At 42.4% G+C, this 16,327-nt stretch carries 15 protein-coding genes and 1 pseudogene; 5 read left to right on the top strand and 11 right to left on the bottom strand.

The window, feature by feature from the left end; translation table 11 throughout:
* The first annotated feature begins 11 nt into the window (after positions 1-11).
* Positions 12-593 carry an N-acetyltransferase gene (locus IQ246_RS13595; protein WP_194003852.1) on the top strand — a complete coding sequence of 194 codons (582 nt, stop codon included), beginning with the start codon at positions 12-14 and terminating at the stop codon, positions 591-593.
* A 111-nt stretch (positions 594-704) separates the two neighbouring features.
* On the opposite strand, the gene IQ246_RS13590 is transcribed toward IQ246_RS13595, so the two are convergent.
* The 3 genes from IQ246_RS13590 to IQ246_RS13580 all read right to left on the bottom strand — a co-directional run bounded on the left by IQ246_RS13590 (position 705) and on the right by IQ246_RS13580 (position 3,856).
* Positions 705-3,185 carry a filamentous hemagglutinin N-terminal domain-containing protein gene (locus IQ246_RS13590; RefSeq protein ID WP_194003850.1) on the bottom strand — a complete coding sequence of 827 codons (2,481 nt, stop codon included), beginning with the start codon at positions 3,183-3,185 and terminating at the stop codon, positions 705-707.
* A gap of 49 nt (positions 3,186-3,234) precedes the next feature.
* Positions 3,235-3,468, bottom strand: a complete 234-nt coding sequence (locus tag IQ246_RS13585; protein ID WP_194003849.1) for a hypothetical protein — start codon at positions 3,466-3,468, stop codon at positions 3,235-3,237.
* Between the two features lie 217 nt (positions 3,469-3,685).
* The gene (locus tag IQ246_RS13580; RefSeq protein ID WP_194003847.1) at positions 3,686-3,856 is read right to left on the bottom strand and encodes a hypothetical protein; all 171 of its coding nucleotides are present in this window, start codon (positions 3,854-3,856) and stop codon (positions 3,686-3,688) included.
* Positions 3,857-3,941: 85 nt separating this feature from the next.
* On the opposite strand from IQ246_RS13580, the gene IQ246_RS13575 reads away from it, so the two are divergent.
* The gene (locus IQ246_RS13575; RefSeq protein WP_194003845.1) at positions 3,942-6,527 is read left to right on the top strand and encodes an adenylate/guanylate cyclase domain-containing protein; all 2,586 of its coding nucleotides are present in this window, start codon (positions 3,942-3,944) and stop codon (positions 6,525-6,527) included.
* Positions 6,528-6,727: 200 nt separating this feature from the next.
* Here the strand turns inward: IQ246_RS13575 and IQ246_RS13570 are convergent, their stop codons facing one another.
* The gene (locus IQ246_RS13570) at positions 6,728-7,126 is read right to left on the bottom strand and encodes a hypothetical protein (protein WP_194003843.1); all 399 of its coding nucleotides are present in this window, start codon (positions 7,124-7,126) and stop codon (positions 6,728-6,730) included.
* 340 nt (positions 7,127-7,466) lie between these two features.
* On the opposite strand from IQ246_RS13570, the gene IQ246_RS13565 reads away from it, so the two are divergent.
* Positions 7,467-7,964 carry a hypothetical protein gene (locus IQ246_RS13565; RefSeq protein ID WP_194003841.1) on the top strand — a complete coding sequence of 166 codons (498 nt, stop codon included), beginning with the start codon at positions 7,467-7,469 and terminating at the stop codon, positions 7,962-7,964.
* 266 nt (positions 7,965-8,230) lie between these two features.
* Here the strand turns inward: IQ246_RS13565 and IQ246_RS13560 are convergent, their stop codons facing one another.
* The 7 genes from IQ246_RS13560 to IQ246_RS13535 all read right to left on the bottom strand — a co-directional run bounded on the left by IQ246_RS13560 (position 8,231) and on the right by IQ246_RS13535 (position 15,761).
* Complete coding sequence (locus tag IQ246_RS13560; RefSeq protein ID WP_194003839.1) at positions 8,231-8,533, bottom strand: TMEM165/GDT1 family protein; 303 nt, start codon at positions 8,531-8,533, stop codon at positions 8,231-8,233.
* Positions 8,534-8,678: 145 nt separating this feature from the next.
* A complete protein-coding gene (locus IQ246_RS13555) occupies positions 8,679-9,110 on the bottom strand; it encodes a TMEM165/GDT1 family protein (RefSeq protein ID WP_194003837.1) in 432 nt (143 codons plus the stop codon).
* A gap of 259 nt (positions 9,111-9,369) precedes the next feature.
* The gene (locus tag IQ246_RS13550; protein WP_194003835.1) at positions 9,370-9,738 is read right to left on the bottom strand and encodes a hypothetical protein; all 369 of its coding nucleotides are present in this window, start codon (positions 9,736-9,738) and stop codon (positions 9,370-9,372) included.
* Between the two features lie 250 nt (positions 9,739-9,988).
* A complete protein-coding gene (locus IQ246_RS30890; RefSeq protein WP_255515547.1) occupies positions 9,989-10,114 on the bottom strand; it encodes a hypothetical protein in 126 nt (41 codons plus the stop codon).
* Between the two features lie 152 nt (positions 10,115-10,266).
* Positions 10,267-12,048 (bottom strand): group II intron reverse transcriptase/maturase, encoded by a 1,782-nt coding sequence (gene ltrA, locus IQ246_RS13545; protein ID WP_194003833.1) that lies wholly within the window; start codon positions 12,046-12,048, stop codon positions 10,267-10,269.
* 606 nt (positions 12,049-12,654) lie between these two features.
* The gene (locus tag IQ246_RS13540) at positions 12,655-13,893 is read right to left on the bottom strand and encodes an RNA-guided endonuclease TnpB family protein (protein WP_194003831.1); all 1,239 of its coding nucleotides are present in this window, start codon (positions 13,891-13,893) and stop codon (positions 12,655-12,657) included.
* Positions 13,894-14,414: 521 nt separating this feature from the next.
* On the bottom strand, positions 14,415-15,761 hold the full coding sequence (locus IQ246_RS13535; RefSeq protein WP_194003829.1) for a hypothetical protein: 1,347 nt from the start codon (positions 15,759-15,761) through the stop codon (positions 14,415-14,417).
* Between the two features lie 37 nt (positions 15,762-15,798).
* Here IQ246_RS13535 and IQ246_RS31285 point away from each other — a divergent pair.
* Both IQ246_RS31285 and IQ246_RS31280 read left to right on the top strand, forming a co-directional pair.
* A pseudogene (locus tag IQ246_RS31285) lies at positions 15,799-15,987 on the top strand (phage integrase N-terminal SAM-like domain-containing protein); the annotation flags it as partial.
* 81 nt (positions 15,988-16,068) lie between these two features.
* On the top strand, positions 16,069-16,233 hold the full coding sequence (locus IQ246_RS31280) for a tyrosine-type recombinase/integrase (RefSeq protein WP_370588496.1): 165 nt from the start codon (positions 16,069-16,071) through the stop codon (positions 16,231-16,233).
* Positions 16,234-16,327 lie beyond the last annotated feature (94 nt).

Raw genomic sequence — 16,327 nt, 5'->3', positions numbered from 1 at the left:
AGAAAGCTGTAATGACATCATCAATCCAAACCGCAACGGTATCTAATGAAGAATATGTCATTGCTGTAATCGTACTGGCGTTTATCGCCGATCCGGCTGGACGTTGGCTGTATCCAAATGCCCATGAGTACTTGACACACTTCCCACACTTTGTAAGGGCATTGGCTGGTAGAGCCTTTGAACACAACACCGCCTACTACATTGATGGCTACTCCGGTACCGCACTTTGGTTACCGCCGGGAATCCATCCCGACAAAGACCGGCTGATTGCACAATTGCAGCAAAGCGTTTCCGATCAGGATCAAGCAGAAGTATTTGCAGTATTTGAGCAGATGGATCACTACCATCCGAGTGAACCGCATTGGTATCTGCCATTACTTGGTGTGGAGCTGGCTCAGCAGGGTAATGGCTACGGTTCAGCTTTGCTACAGCACACACTGATGCAGTGCGATCGCGATCAAAAGCTGGCATATCTTGAATCCACAAATGCAACAAATCTCCCGTTATACAAACGGCACGGTTTTGAGTTACTCGGCACGATTCAGCTTGGGACATCACCGGCTATCTTTCCCATGTTGCGCCACCCACGATGATCGTCAGGGACAGGAGGAATAATTATGGACACTAAAACCTCCGAGCAGTTTGCTCAATCCTCGACTGATGCTGAAAGCATTGTTTTCAGACTGATAAGCTAACACCACAGTTTAGGACGATGCTTGAAGCGCACTACAATCAGCTGACTTCTGCCAAGAATTATGATGAGTGACATTAGGCACAGTAGCAGTAAGGACTATCTCCCCCTTAGCATTTATTTCCCACCCTGTAGCTTCGACGATGGTTTCTGGGTTGGGTTTAGTGTAATTTTGGGTAACAGGTGTGTTATGTGGAGTTGCACTAACTTTATCGAGAGTAATCCAATCTGCTAGAACAGCATCAGCACTAAGAGGTTCGGTAGGACTAGAAGGCACGCCACCTCGACCAGTAACCGTAAAACTGTTTTGATTTCGACCTGCACCCGCTTTACATACTTGGGCTACTTTTAGTTCAACTGGTTGGGTTGGTAAGTTAATTAATCCCTCATTAAGGTCGATATCGGGGGTGTTAATATTTACCACACCGTTTAAAGTCGGGTTTGCTTGAGAAATAGCCGTAATATCGTTAGTTGGTAGCTTTTGAGGGTTTAGTTTAGTTGGATCATTTGTTCCCAGGAGTTTCTCCAAGTCTTCTCGACTACGCGGTTCTATGCCAAAGACACCATAAGCTGTGATTTCGACCTTGCCACCAGAGCCTGTGAAAGCATTAGCGCTAATGTCGCTATTTTCATTAGGAACAGCAACGATGAAACCATTAGGACTATCTATAGTAATATTGCCGCCATTTCCACCACCAGCACCAGCAGTACCTGCCGTAGCAGAAATTTGACTCATATTGCGTAACAGCAACAAGTTCTGTAATTGTAAGTTAATATTGCCACCATTTCCTGATGTGGTGTTAGCAAGCAATTTTCCTTGTCTATCTAAACGGATTTCGCGGGCTGTAATATCCAGATTGCCTGCATTCCCTGAACCCAATGCGGCTACGGTTACTTGAGCCTGATCTCGCACAATCAAGCGTCCTGTGGTAATCGACACAGAACCTGCATCTCCGCTACCTCGACTCCGAGCAAACAAGCCACTTGTCTCCTGACTATTGGGTGTTGTTCCGCTCAGTTCCACAGAATCAGAGGCGCGTACAGTCAAAGCCCCTCCGTTACCTTGGCTTTTCACGCCAGTACCAGCTGTTACAACTGATCCACCCTGAATAATTAACGCAGGAGTTTTAATCGTCAAGGAACCTGCATTTCCGGCATCTAAAGTCTGAGTAAACAAGCCATTAGGAAATCCAAGATCTGAGACTCCACTTAGTTTTACAAAATCTGTGGCGGTCACCTCCAACTCTCCTCCACGACCACTACCCTGCCGAGCAGCAGTTGATACGTTTCCCCCATTCTCAACAATTAACTTTCCCGTTTCAATAGTTAAGCTGCCCGCTGCGCCCTGACCATAAGTATCAGCAAACAAAGCGCTGGGATTACCTGCGTTGATCTTACCAGTTGGTATTGTTCCGATCACTTTCACAGAGTCAGTTGCTCTCACCACTAAACTTCCCCCAGACCCCGTAACGCCCGGAAGAGCAGAAGATCCTACTGAAGTTGATACTTGCGATCCATCTTGAAGAGTTAACTGCTCTGCTTGGATAGAGATTCCTCTGCCGTTTTGATTCCCTAGGGTGTTTGCAACAGCTTGTGACGCATCAGTGAGCGTAATCCGTTTGCCCTGTAGCTGGATATAACCACCGCCCTCACCACTAACATCCACTCGAGCTTGATTTTTGAATGATATATCTGCTAGTACAACGTCTTTAGGAAAGCTTAGGATCTGGTTATTACTATCAAGGTTCAGTTCTACTGTGCCTGCTTCGAGTATCCCTCCCAAAGCAATTTGACCATCTTTTGCTTCTAGACTATTGCGCTCTAGGCTGACATTGCCACCATCTAGGGTAATGTTACCGCCGACTAACGCCAAAGTTTTACCAGATTGTACTGCTAATGTCCCCTGGAGATTAATATCTCCCCCTGTCCTACCGAATTGCAACCCAATTGGTACATTCACCGTCAGCAGAGATGTTGTTTGGGGGGCAGTTGCACTAAAAACGTTGTCACCAGCAAACTTGACACTGCTAGCTGTACTAGCAACAAACGACCCACCCACATTGAGTGTCGCATTTGGTCCAAAGATGATCCCGTTAGGATTAATCAAAAATAAATTGGCATTAGAACCAGAAATTCCAAGCCTGCCCAGGATTTCAGAGCGGTTACTACCCGTCACCCTGACTAGAATGTTCTGAATATTACTGGGACTCAAGAAAACAGCTGATCTGTTTTCCTTAACATTAAATTCTAGAAAGCTGTGAAACAGATTATTGTCACGACTTGCTCCACCCGTCAGCGCTTCAGTAGGATTACCAAGGTAGTTTTCGATAACCTGAGATCTTTCATCTCCTAGGCTGTCATCAGCAGTGATGGCACTCTGGGCAAAGACAGAATTTGCAAAAGGAAAAGCAATACTAAAGGTTAGCGTCCCAGCAGTTGCTAAATAACTTAATAAACTTAATTGCCAAGAGCAACCTTTAGCGCTTTGAGTCATATAAGAATGTGCCTCTTTATTAAAAACTACCAAAAGTTTATATAACCCTTCAGTTCGACTCAGAGGTTTCCTGTGGTGGTATGGATATCTCTGGAGGCTGATTAGGCTTAGGTTGTTGCTCTAGAGGTTGATTAGGGTTAGGTTGCTCTGGAGGTTGCTTGGGCTTTCGTGGTGGGGCGTTCAAAGGTGATTGAGGTATTAGAGGCCATGGATTAGGTGGACCAGATGCGACGATCGCCCCACTCTTTACCAAAATATTCGCTTGCCCTGATTTATAAGTCATGTGTAAGTTTACCTCTTTCAAGAAACAGCGCTTGAATCAAATGTTTGGAAATGAATTGCCAAGGATTAGCGATAACCAAAAAACAGTTTGATAATCTGGAGACTTTCCTAATGGAATTCAGTGTCTCCTTTTGTATCTACGGCTTTTATCTAGGTTTTATGCAACAACTGAAGATTTGTTACACAACTTTATTACCTTCCTCCCTCTAGCAACCAGATTATTTTGAATATAAAGCTGTTAATTTAGTCATAGATTTGGGAACTATGTATACATTACCTGCACAAGCATTGCCAGTCAAGTAGTTTATGGCTAAGTGGCCTGGTAATATCTGCAAGTTTTGCGATCGCACTTTTGCTAGAGCTAATGCATCTTCAGATTGGGTGCTCAATGAGAATCGGTTAGTAGTACTTACGTAAATTTAATGGCATTGTTAAACAGCCTAAAATCTAATCCTGTTATCTCAAATGGTAGTTATGTCAGTATATCAAGGTAGTTCTGGGGAGAGAGCCGATTTGATTATTGGTGTTCGTAACCAAGAGAACCGTGACTTACAACCAAATTCTGCTCCTGTGGGTGCTCTTCCCACAAGACAAGGAACTATTTCTACGTTTCTTGCTCCTCTGACTCAGGATACTTTTAAACAGGTTGTTAGAGATGTTGAGCAAAAATTACAGATTGTGCATCAAACCCTGTCAATGCTAGATTCTCAGGGGTTTGAAACAATTCTGCAAGAAATGTTGCATTCAATTACCTTGAAAACTGGTGAATTACTAGGAGCAGATCGCACTACGATATTTTTATTAGATGAAGATAAAAAAGAACTCTGGTCAATAGTAGCAGAGGGACAAGGCGATCGCTCTCTAGAAATTCGCATCCCAACAGATAAAGGCATTGGTGGTGAAGTCGCTACTTTCAAGCAAGTTATCAATATTCCTTTTGATTTTTATAACGATCCGCGATCGCATTTTGCCCAGGAACAAGAAAAAAGGACTGGCTATCGCACTTACACTATGCTGGCTTTGCCACTGTTGAATGAACATGGGCAATTAGTTGCAGTGGTACAATTGTTAAATAAATTAAACTCCAGTAATAATCCACATGCTCCACTTGCAGAGCGCATTGATACCAAGGGCTTTACAAGTGCTGACGAAGAATTATTTCAAGAATTTGCTCCTTCAATTCGACTAATTTTAGAATCGTCACGCTCTTTTTATGTAGCCACCCAAAAACAAAGAGCAGTGGCGGCGCTGATGAAAGCCATCAAGTCACTCTCTCAAAGCAGTCTCGACTTAGAAGATACCCTAAAGCGGGTGATGGATGAGGCGAAGGAACTAATGAATGCCGATCGCAGTACTTTATGGTTAATAGATCGCGATCGCCATGAATTATGGACGAAAATTACTCAAGATGATGGCTCAACGAAAGAGTTGCGAATACCTGTAGGTAAAGGTTTTGCTGGTATAGTAGCTGCTTCTGGCAAAAAGCTAAATATTCCGTTCGACTTGTATGATCACCCAGATTCAGATACTGCTAAACAAATTGACCAGCAAAATGGCTATCGCACCTGTAGTTTACTGTGTATGCCAGTGTTTAACGCCGATCAAGATTTAATTGGTGTTACACAGTTAGTAAATAAAAAAAAATCAGGGGATTTCCCGCTTTATAATCCATCTTTTTGGCCCAAAGCTCCCGAATGTTTCCAAGCTAGCTTTGATCGTAATGATGAAGAGTTCATGGAAGCTTTTAATATTCAAGCAGGAGTAGCATTACAAAATGCACAGTTATTTGCCACAGTCAAGCAACAAGAACAAATGCAGCGAGATATTCTGCGTAGTCTTTCCAATGGAGTTGTTTCTACTGATAAAGCCGGGTTAATTATCGCTGCGAATGAAAGTGCCAAGCGTTTGTTAGGGGTGGAATTAGACGACCGTTTAGAAGGTAAATTAGTTAATGATGTGATCGGTATCAAGGAAAGCGACTTTAGCAAGTGGTGTCAGGATGCTTTACATGGAACAGACTTAAAAAGTCGCCAGCAGTATTACCCCGATCGCACACTTTTGACTACTGGAATAGAACAGCACAGTATTAATTTATCGATTAACACAATTGCTGATGCTAGCGATCAACAACAGGTTTGTGGAGCGCTAGTTGTCATGGAAGATATCAGTGATGAAAAGCGCCTCAAAAGTACGATGTACCGCTATATGACCCAGGAATTAGCCGAAGAATTGCTGAAATTGGATGATGCTAAACTAGGAGGCGATCGCAAAGAAGTTTCAATTTTATTTTCTGATATTCGTGGCTACACCACTTTGACGGAAAACCTGGAAGCAGAAGAAGTGGTGAGTATGCTCAATGAATATTTTGAATCAATGGTAGAAGCAGTTTTTAAACATAAAGGTACTCTTGATAAATACATCGGCGATGCGATTATGGCTGTGTTTGGTTCTCCTTTAGCATTAGAAGAACACGCTTGGATGGCAGTGCAAACATCCCTAGAAATGCGTCATCGCTTACAAGATTTTAATCAACGTCGCTATATAGCGAATAAGCCGAGAATTAATATTGGCATTGGCATCAATTCTGATACCGTAATCAGTGGTAATATTGGCTCTAGTAAGCGGATGGAATTTACCGCCATTGGTGATGGTGTTAATCTTGGCTCCAGACTAGAAAGTGTTAGTAAACAATATGGTTGCGACATTATTATTAGCGATAACACTTATCAACCTTGCCAAAATGATATTTGGGCGAGGGAACTAGATTATATTCGCGTCAAGGGTAGAAATGAGGCAGTAGCCATATACGAATTGGTAAGTTTACGTTCTGATCCAATTAGTAGCGAAAAATTGCAAGTCATTGAGCATTATCACAGAGGACGCCAGTATTACCTCAATCGCCAATTTACCTTTGCTAAAAACGAGTTTGCTAAAGTTTTGTCCGCCGATAAAAATGACAAAGCTGCTATGTTACATCTGCGCCGTTGTCAGCATTGGTTGCAATCACCCCCATCAGATGCAGATTGGGATGAAGGCGTTTGGACATTTCACGAGAAATAGATTTTGCCCGTTGGAAAGTTATGAGAGATGTAAGTTTGAAATTGTTAGTACTTACGCATTGACAAGAAATACCAAATATAAATCAAGCTGAAAAACCATATCTTTCGTAGGGGCACTAATTGTGTTATTTACCAAAATATTACAGATGTGGTACTCCGCACGGCGAAGTGCCACATCATGAGGAGCTTTCACACTTCCCGTTATTCTTTGTAAGTATTTTCTCCTAAAAACGGTAGCTCAGATATTCCTAAATGCTGAAGATATTTGTAAAAACGCCGACAATGCCTATCGATAAACAATTCATTACTAACTAAAATAATTCGTTGTCCTGATGCTTTAACTTCAGGATCATCGGATGGCTTCGTTTCCCTTATAATCCAGTCTGCACGTACTACCTGTTCTAATTCTCGGAATTTTTCAACAAACGGCATCAAAGTTATCATGCGTCTAACAATATTCTGTACTTCTGGCGTATATTGTGGATCAAGTCCTCTCTGCTTAGCGTCAGTGATAGCTGCCTTCAATAGTTCCACTTCATCAGATAGGACGGGTGGGAAGCCTGTTCTTTTAAAAATGTTAAGTAATCTGAAATGCAGCATTTGTAAAGAAATATATGGCTTGATAAAATGCCAGTATTTTCTACGCAAGGTTAGGAAATATTAGGACACAAGTTAGGAAAACTTTTTTGCCAAACAAACAAAATATATTCTACACTCTTGTGTAATTTTTAACTTTCCGCTCAGTTAGTATTTGGGCTGGCTTTTTTATTTTTTATCTAAGTTAATATTTCTCAACTAAAATTAAAAAAAATTGGAATTGAATCAAAAATAACAGCGATCGCTTCTGCGGTGGCAATTGCTTTGTAAAGGATAATTGATATTTCTTGTCAAACTAACTGGTGAGGTTACACACTAAGAGTACAACACAGGCAATTATTTTATGACTGCTATTTCTAGTTCTAGCTTTGAATTAAAGCGACCAATTTGGCAAACCGCCATTATGCTGACTTTGGGCTTTTGGCTCAGCGCCAGTGTAGTTTTAGATTGGGTAATTATGCCTAGTCTTTATCTTTCTGGGATGATGAATCAAGCTGGTTTTACTACAGCAGGCTATGTGATTTTTTGGAATTTTAATCGCATGGAATTATTATCTGCTGCTGTGGTGTTGACTGGGGCACTAGCTTTGAGCAAAACCCAATCTCACTGGCGTATTGGCGGTATTGTTTTATCTGCGCTGCTGCTAACTATAGCTCTGCTTGACACCTATTTCTTAACTCCGCAAATGTGCGCCATAGGAGTTCAACTAAACCTATTTGAAGCCGCTGCTGCAATTCCATCAACGATGAATTTACTGCACGGTGGTTATTGGCTACTGGAAATGGTCAAACTGGTAGCTGGTGGTACGCTTTTAAGCTGGTGTTGGCGACAAGAATTTTAAGGATTCAATCTCACGTAGAGATTGCAAAGACGCTAAGAAATACTTGGCGTCTTTTTGCTATGTGGATATATTTATTTGAATATACTAGGACTTACGCAACTGGCACACAAGGCTTCTGGTATAAGAGTCAAGGGTCAAGGGTCAAGGGTCAAGAATCAAGGGTCAAGGGTCAAGATTTTTTGGACTTTTTACCTTTGACTCTGGACAACCTCTGGCGTTAAAAATATGACACTTGCGTAAGTCCTGTGTACAATTCAGAGATTTGGTTATGGTGTTTGTTCAGAATCCGAGGAAGCTTCATTGTTAAACAACAGGAGGCGTACAGCGAGGATGGCAAATCCTACAGCAGCGATCGCTTTTAACACGCGTGTAGGTAATAATTCTGCTACTGCTCCCCCTGCTAATGCTCCCAAAAGGCTTGTTAATAGTAATGCGCTTGCTGCGCCAAAAAATACAGCGCGTGGAGATTGACAACGGCCTGAAAGTGCGATCGCCGCTAACTGACTTTTGTCACCTAATTCTGATAAAAAAACTGTAATAAAGCTTAATCCTAAAAGATGCCAGTTCATATTGGTTAGGGGGAGTGGGGGAGTGGAGGAGTGGGTGAGTGGAGGGAGAATAAATAAGAGACTTTTGACTTTTGACTTTTGACTTTTGACTTTTGACTTTTGACTCTTGACTCTTGACTCTTGACTTTTGACTTTTGACTTTTGATTACCCCTGCAACACGTCCCAAAATAGCATTAGAGAAATCAACAGTAACATTACTCCTGCTGATTTTTCTACAATTTTTGGGCTGAGTCGGCTGGCTATCCAACTGCCTAAAAGCACAGCTAATAAACTGGTTGTTACCAGTGCAGCCGCAGATCCCATAAACACTGTCCACGGTGAATGAGATTCTGCACTCATTAACAGGGTGGATAGCTGAGTCTTGTCTCCAATTTCTGCTAGAAAAATGGTTATGAAGGTTGTACCAAAAATTACCGCTGCTGATTGCTGCTTTTGAGGACTATCGGTAACTAAAGGCTGAACTGGCTCACTTAGTGTTGCAGTAGTTAATTTAGAATCAATGCTGTCTTCTAGTTCTAGCTCGATCTCAGGTTGAGATCTGCCAGAAATGCCCAAAGGTGCAGAATCAAGTTTCACAGGTAGTAGTATATTGCTAGGTTGCTTTCATATTCTTATCATTTTCTCAGATTTTTGTAATAAATTGCAACCCCACTGAGTATGAAGAGAGTGTTGACACTCCCCGGTCTAAAGACACTGAGAATTAAACTCAACGAGGTTGTCACCAACCCCATTGGTCTTCAGAACCGTGCGTGAGGTAGGGTAGGTAGCCAGCGAGTTACTAGTATTGGCACTTTTCCAACCACCCCCCTCCAAACGAAGCATGACCGTTTCCGTATCACTTCGCTTTCCGGTAATCAAAACGTTTGAGGGTTTCGCCATCATAGCGTCCGTATTGGATTTTCTCGTGGCACTGACGACAAACCACAAGGGTTTTCCGTTGACGTGCTGACATTTTGACCATCCATTCTGGACGTTCTTTACATCTATGAAGCTTAATATCTGCTAGCTTACGGATATGGTGGACTTCAATATTATCCGTTGCCCCGCAAAGAGCACATTTTTGGGCTAAAAGACGTTGAACGACTTCGCTACGACCATTCCAGATATGACTAGCCAGGTTATCGTCTATTTTGACCCACTTATTCCATCGCAAACAAACACCACCAAAATGAGTTACCAAAGGCTTATTGTCATCGCGCTCCATTGTAATTTGTAGTACTTTGTAAGTACCATCTTTGGTATCAATGGTTGTGCGATAACGTTTGTCACTCCGTTACCATAGGACTCGCGTCCCGTAGGCAATCCCATGTTCCGTCACTGATGAACGTATAAAGAACGACTTAGGTTCCTACTCATATCCTTGAATGAGTTCATTACTCATCGCTTATCGGTCAGGGTGTACCATTAACGAAAGTTGATTTAATGGCTACCGATAACATCGGTGTACGGACGTGCTACCGAAGGATGTGCAGTTCCACCGCAGGATATTGGGGTTCAAGCAGTTTGGCTTTAACCATATCGTTCAGGCGTTGCGGAACCGTAACATACACGTCTTCTGTTACTCTCCGCTTTACGAACATGCTCTTGTCCCCTCGCTCTTTCGAGTCTAGGTAAGTTGTTCGCCTTGGAGTCGATTACCCCGAACTCCAGCCAACTTAGTTGGCGATTCAATCAGTGCGTACCACGGCGCACACTTTCACCTCACACGGCTCCTCAATGATTTGGTGCTTTGTCACGCATACCTCATTACCCATTTTTCCTCGACTTTTTCAAGTTTTCTGGTGGGCTTAGGCTCGGCACTATTACAGCCAGATTTGGTGCCAGGACTGCCATCATTGGCTGTCTTTGTGTCGTGGCAATGTCTATGTAAAAGTTGAAGATTTTTATACTCATCCTTTCCACCTTGCGATTTCGGGGTGATATGGTCAACTTCCATCACATCGTCATCGCGGAAGAACATTTCGCAGTGGGTACACTTTCCTTCTTGCTTTTTCAGGAGTGTTGAAATCCTAATTGGCATTTCTGGGTTATTACCCCTTCTTGTACTCCAATAAACCAGATTTCCGTCGTATGGTGACGATTCGCTTTTAACTTTCACATGACGCACTATTGGGGTGTCGGCATGGTTTAGTAACCGAAGTGGGGTTAAACCTTCCTTCCTGGTTGCGAATACCCAGTTTTTACCGCCAATGGACTGCCAATATCTTTTTGACACCCATCCCCCGTTCTTTTTGTGGTGGCGGCGTTTTGCCCAAGCTCTTAACTTTTGGTACATAAGGTAGTCAATATCTGAGTAAGTTTTCTTACTTACCACAGTCGCGTAGTAGTTAGCCCATCCCCTAATTATTGGGTTTAAATGGCTGATTAGCGACGCTTGCGGCGCTGCCTTATGAGCTTCAATAACACTGGCGATTTGTTCGTAATGTACCTTTTGCTTCTGCTTGCTTGGGGTGATGATTGTCTTAAATCCCTGCTTCGAGTGATACTTTCCTTGTGGAAATTGTTGTATCGTAAAACCAAGGAAATTAAACCCTGGTTTTTCTTGCTCGTACTGCTTGAGGGTGTGAGTAAGTCTCGTTTTGCTGGGCTTTAATTCCAAACCCATGCCTTTTAACCATTCACAGATAATCTCTTTACATCTTTGGACAACGGTTAAGTTTTCGTGGAGAATCACGAAATCGTCGGCGTAACGGATTAGGCTGAGGGCTTTACGGTTATCCCGCTTATTCTTTTTCCCTTTCAGCGTTTCTGCATATTGCTTTATCCGTTCTTCCATCCCGTGAAGGGCAATATTTGCCAGTAATGGGGAAATGACCCCTCCCTGTGGTGTACCCTCAGATGTCGCAAACAACTGCTTACCGTCCATCACTCCCGCTTTTAACCAAGCTCGAACTTGTCTGCGGATGGTGGGGGATGTATTTAATTTTATTAGCAGTGCTTCATGGTCGATGCGGTCAAAACATTTGGCAATGTCGGCATCTAATACATACTTAGCTTTCTTGTTGATGGCTACGTATATGGCTGCTACCGCATCATGGCATGAGCGTCCGGCTCTGAACCCGTATGAGTTAGGCTCAAATCGCGCTTCCCACTCTGGCTCTACTGCCAGTTTGACAAGTGCTTGCAAGGCTCGGTCTTTCATTGTAGGTATTCCTAGAGGTCGCTTCTCTTCCGTTCCAGGCTTAGGAATCCATACCCGCCTAGTTGGGCTGACCTTTGACCCCAGGTTTAAATTTCCAGTAAGTTCTAAACGAAGATTAGGAGTCAGCGATTTAACGCCATCTACACCCGCCGTCTTTTTCCCCTGGTTATCCTGGGTAACTCTACGAACCGATAAAGCTCTTGCTGACCATGACTTCATCAGCGTCTTTTGGAGTCTGCGATATGCTTTTACATCACCACGGGCAGAGGCTTGATAAATTCTCTTTTGGAGCTTATACACGCTACGCTCTAGCTTGCGCCAGTTAATAGAGTGCCATTCCACCATCAGTTGTTGAGACTGTGTATTAGACATATTTACTCATTACTTGGGACTTTATCATCCAAATCACCGTAAGTCTGTCTGCATATTCTGGGCATTACCCCAGACATTCGCTTTTGACTCAATCTCTCCTACTCGCTGTATACGGTTAGCACCTACTCAGGTATTCGACCTCCTGAGAGCATACGAGAGGTTATCTCGTTCCGAATGACCATGCTGTGTACCTTTAGAGTGATGCTCTTCGTCGGGTTTATTGGAAGTGCTTGCTGGTCAATTAGAAACTTGCCAACTCCTTATCCTGTGCCTTTTGGCTCCAGCGCATTAAGCCTTATTTCGCTGGTTGAGTGTTGACCACGATTCAAACGCATCTTCAAGCCGAGGCTTTACTCATGGGTAATTTTGCTCGATGCTTACCGACTTAGGCTGTCAGTAATAACACCTTTTCACCTCGCTTCAGGCTTTGATGGCTAGTCTCAAACCTGGGGGTGATGCTTTCACCGTTGCACCTACGGGGTAGGATTTGAGGTTTCTAGGATACTGTCTCTCACCTACATGGTCATTCAGTTGTCAAGGTTAAGTACCTTGCGGCTAATCCTCCAAAACCCTTTTGGGTCTTAGTTTCTAGCCAACGATTCGCACTTATAACTTCATCCTAGTTACTTGCTCTACCAGGCTTTCGCCAAGTAGCGTAGAGGTTACTAGTCCATTAGCGTTACTTAGGGAATGCCCTTCCCTAGCTTCTTGAAAAGCTTTGGGCGCGGCAGAGCCACACCCTAAACTTTTCGCTCTTGCAAGATTTAGAATATTTATTGCTGCATTAGTATCTCTATGCAACTCACAACCACAACTACAAATGTGACTGCGAGTTGATAGGGATTTTTTGACAATTACACCGCAACTACTACACTTTTGGCTGGTGTATTGAGGTGGTACAGGTACGGCTAATTTGTCAAATTTAGCTGCAAAATATTCTATCCACTGCCTAAACAAGTACCAGCTAGCATCACTAATTGATTTTGCTAAACAATGGTTTTTAACCATATTAGAAACCCTTAAATCTTCGTAGGCTACTAAGCCGTTAGACTTGACTACGCAACGTGCAATTCTCTTTGCATGTTCTATACGTTGCCTACTTACTTTTAAGTGTTTTTTCGCAAAAAGTTTTCTAGCTTTTTTTCTGCCACTAGAACCTTTCACTTTTTTGTAAATGCGTCTTTGAGAATGCTTGATTTTTGATTCAGCTTTCCTCAAAAACTTTGGATTGGGTTGGTGATATCCGTTGCTGTCAGAATAGAAACTTTCAATCCCAACATCTAAGCCGATCTCGGCATCTGTTTGAGGTTGAATGTCTTTAAGATCAACACCAATACAAAACTGAGCGTAATAGCCATCAGCACGACGAATTAAACGTATCCGCTTAATATCTTTAACATTGTATGTTTGCAAGTCCCATTTCCCTAAAAGCTTTAATTCACCAATCCCTTTTTTGTCAGTAAAAGTAATGCGTCTTTTAGTTGGATGTAACTTCCATCCTGATGTCTTATATTCAGCCGAACGACAATCTTTTTGAAATCTGGGAAAGCCTTTTTTGCCTGACTTCTGGGATTTACAGTTTGAATAGAACCTATTAATAGCTGACCAAGCTCTTTCGGTAGCAGATTGACAAGCCATTGAATTTAACTGTTCTACAAACATGAACTCTTTACGTAGTGCTGTAGAGTAATTATTCAAAGCAATTTGATTCACTTTTACTTCTAGAGGAGCATCCATCCAATATCTGATAGCTTTATTTCTAATAAATTGAGTAGTCTTAATAGCTTCATCAATCGCTTGATATTGCTGTCGCTTACCTTTAACTTTGTACTCTAGTACCAACACTACTTAATCACCTCCTTATTTTATTTAACTTTCTATATGCTAACCTAAATGTGTTCACATCGTGTGTAAGTTATGGTAAAGAAAGATTTACATATACGTATAACAGAACGTAGAATTAATAAACTACGCTTATTAGCAGTGGAAAAAGATAAAACAATAACTCAAATTATTGAAGACTTAATAGATACTTTACCGGAACCACAAAAACATAACCTCACGGAAGGCTAAAGCCTTCTCAGGCGGCTTTCATCCCTTGCCTGAAGTACGGAATACGGCGCGGTGCGCCTGTTCCTCAAGGGTTTTCAGCCTGCCGTTCTTATAAATTATGGTAAAATTGGGGGTTTTAAAAATTTGCTTTCTTTCTCTATCAGACATCTTAATGAGGTAACAACAATTCTCTGTATAGATTTTGATATGGATTTTTTCTAAACCCTTAACCATACCACAAAATAATTATGCAAGAGGTCTAATGTCTCACTAGAACGGCAAAGACGTTTTTTTAACCAAGTAGAGGTAACTAGCTATGGCTTCCAACTACCATCGAACCATTTATGGTAGAGCGCAAAATCGCCGCCCCGTGCAAAGACATCAATCCTGCTATCGCTCCAAGAAACTGCTGCTGGATCTGACGTGAGAAGACCACCCAAAGATTCCCAATTAGACCAGCCATTCTGATCAAACCAACGATGCCACAGAGCGTTATCGTCGCCCCGCACGAAGACATCTAAATGTCCCAGACGGGCCGAACAAACATCAGGACTAGAACTCAGGCTGCCGCCTAGAGATTCCCAATCAGACCAAGCACCATCGAACCACTTGTGCCACAGCGCGTTGTCTCCACCCCGTGCAAAAACATCGATTCGATTATTTCCCCATGATACAGCCGTTGGATCTGAGGTGAGAACACCGCCCACAGATTCCCACTCTGACCAACCATTTTCGTCAAAATATTTGTGCCAAAGGGCATTGTCTGCACCCCGCACAAAGACATCCAGATGTCCTGGACGGGCTGAGCAAACATCAGGACCAAAGATCAGTTCGCCACCGAGAGATTCCCAGTCCGACCAACCGTTATCAAAGTACTTGTGATAGAGAGCATTGTCACCACCACGAGCAAAAACATCGATCCGACCATTGCCCCAAGATACGGCACTTGGATCTGATGTCAGGAATCCACCGAGAGATTCCCAATCAGACCAGCCATTCTCGAAGTACCTATGCCACAGCGCATCATCACCACCACGAGCAAAGACATCTAATCGTCCAGGTGCCCAAGAACAAACATCAGGTCCTGAGTTCAGGAATCCCCCCAACGATTCCCAACCCGTGCCAGGACGAGAAATAGCTACCCCTTCGACGGAGTAAGCAACCACATACACATTTCCTTCAGAAGGTCGAGCTACAATTTGATAGCGTACTCCTCCAGCATGGGAAGTATCCACTGTCAGTCGTCCTAAGAAATCATCGCTACTGCCAGTGTCATATTCCCAAAAGTTTACATCAACAACATCAGAAAGAGGAACTTTCAGATTAGGACGAACAATTTGCCCGCCATTAATTTCATAGTACTTTCCTTGAGGCCAAATTTTAGCCACACGCTCCTGATTAGAAAAACTGAGATATAACTGGTCAGGATAATCACCTACTTTATCTAGTGCAGAAATTAATCCTGGAACTCCACTAATTAACCCCTTGGCTGCTTGTAAAGCAGCACCTACTGCAACTCCAGTAGGACCGAAGAAAGAAGCAGAGGCAGCACCTACATCAGCCGCATTCTTCACTGTGTTTACTACTGCATCAATAGCATCAGAGTCAACACCACTCGAAACGACTTGACAAGCAATCGCATGAATTACAAGCTCAGGCATTTTTACTACTCCTTGATAATAAGCACTATCTTATCAAACAGAAAAAACTTATATTTACTGGATTAGACGCTATATCCTTTTTCATAATAGGCGTCATCCTAAAGATATGGAGAGTAAGGAAATTGAAGAATTTTTAACACATCTTACTGTAAATGAAAATGTAGCTGCATCAACGCACAAAATCAAGCACTTCATGCTATTTTATTTCTCTACAAAGAGGTATTAAAACAAGATTTAGATTTGAAAGTCGATGCAGTTCGTGCAAAGAAATCTAAATATTTACCAACCGTTTTGACAATCATATGAAATTTTAGCAATTATTCAAAAATTATCCGGCGTACATCAACTTTTAATTAAGTTACTTTACGGCACAGGATTACGCTTAACTGAAGGACTGGGTTTAAGAGTTAAAGATGTTGATTTTGCCCAAAATCAAATTATTAGACCTGTCCGAAATATAAATACGGTATAAAAAAGTGGTAGAAAAATAAAATGTGTATCTACTACTCAAAGTAAAAATGTGCATTGTACTTGATTATATCGAAAAATATCCACTGCGGACAAAG

This window comes from aff. Roholtiella sp. LEGE 12411 (assembly GCF_015206995.1).
GTDB lineage: Bacteria > Cyanobacteriota > Cyanobacteriia > Cyanobacteriales > Nostocaceae > Komarekiella.
The sequence above is the reverse complement of the archived record's forward strand: the minus strand, read 5'-3'. Positions and strand labels throughout refer to the sequence as shown.

Excerpts from the sequence above, each read along its gene's own strand:
- IQ246_RS13595 (WP_194003852.1), top strand. The coding sequence starts at position 12 with ATGACATCATCAATCCAAACCGCAACGGTATCTAATGAAGAATATGTC.
- IQ246_RS13590 (WP_194003850.1), bottom strand. The coding sequence starts at position 3,185 with ATGACTCAAAGCGCTAAAGGTTGCTCTTGGCAATTAAGTTTATTAAGT.
- IQ246_RS13585 (WP_194003849.1), bottom strand. The coding sequence starts at position 3,468 with ATGACTTATAAATCAGGGCAAGCGAATATTTTGGTAAAGAGTGGGGCG.
- IQ246_RS13575 (WP_194003845.1), top strand. The coding sequence starts at position 3,942 with ATGTCAGTATATCAAGGTAGTTCTGGGGAGAGAGCCGATTTGATTATT.
- IQ246_RS13570 (WP_194003843.1), bottom strand. The coding sequence starts at position 7,126 with ATGCTGCATTTCAGATTACTTAACATTTTTAAAAGAACAGGCTTCCCA.
- IQ246_RS13565 (WP_194003841.1), top strand. The coding sequence starts at position 7,467 with ATGACTGCTATTTCTAGTTCTAGCTTTGAATTAAAGCGACCAATTTGG.
- IQ246_RS13560 (WP_194003839.1), bottom strand. The coding sequence starts at position 8,533 with ATGAACTGGCATCTTTTAGGATTAAGCTTTATTACAGTTTTTTTATCA.
- IQ246_RS13550 (WP_194003835.1), bottom strand. The coding sequence starts at position 9,738 with ATGGAGCGCGATGACAATAAGCCTTTGGTAACTCATTTTGGTGGTGTT.
- IQ246_RS30890 (WP_255515547.1), bottom strand. The coding sequence starts at position 10,114 with ATGTTCGTAAAGCGGAGAGTAACAGAAGACGTGTATGTTACGGTTCCG.
- ltrA (WP_194003833.1), bottom strand. The coding sequence starts at position 12,048 with ATGTCTAATACACAGTCTCAACAACTGATGGTGGAATGGCACTCTATT.
- IQ246_RS13535 (WP_194003829.1), bottom strand. The coding sequence starts at position 15,761 with ATGCCTGAGCTTGTAATTCATGCGATTGCTTGTCAAGTCGTTTCGAGT.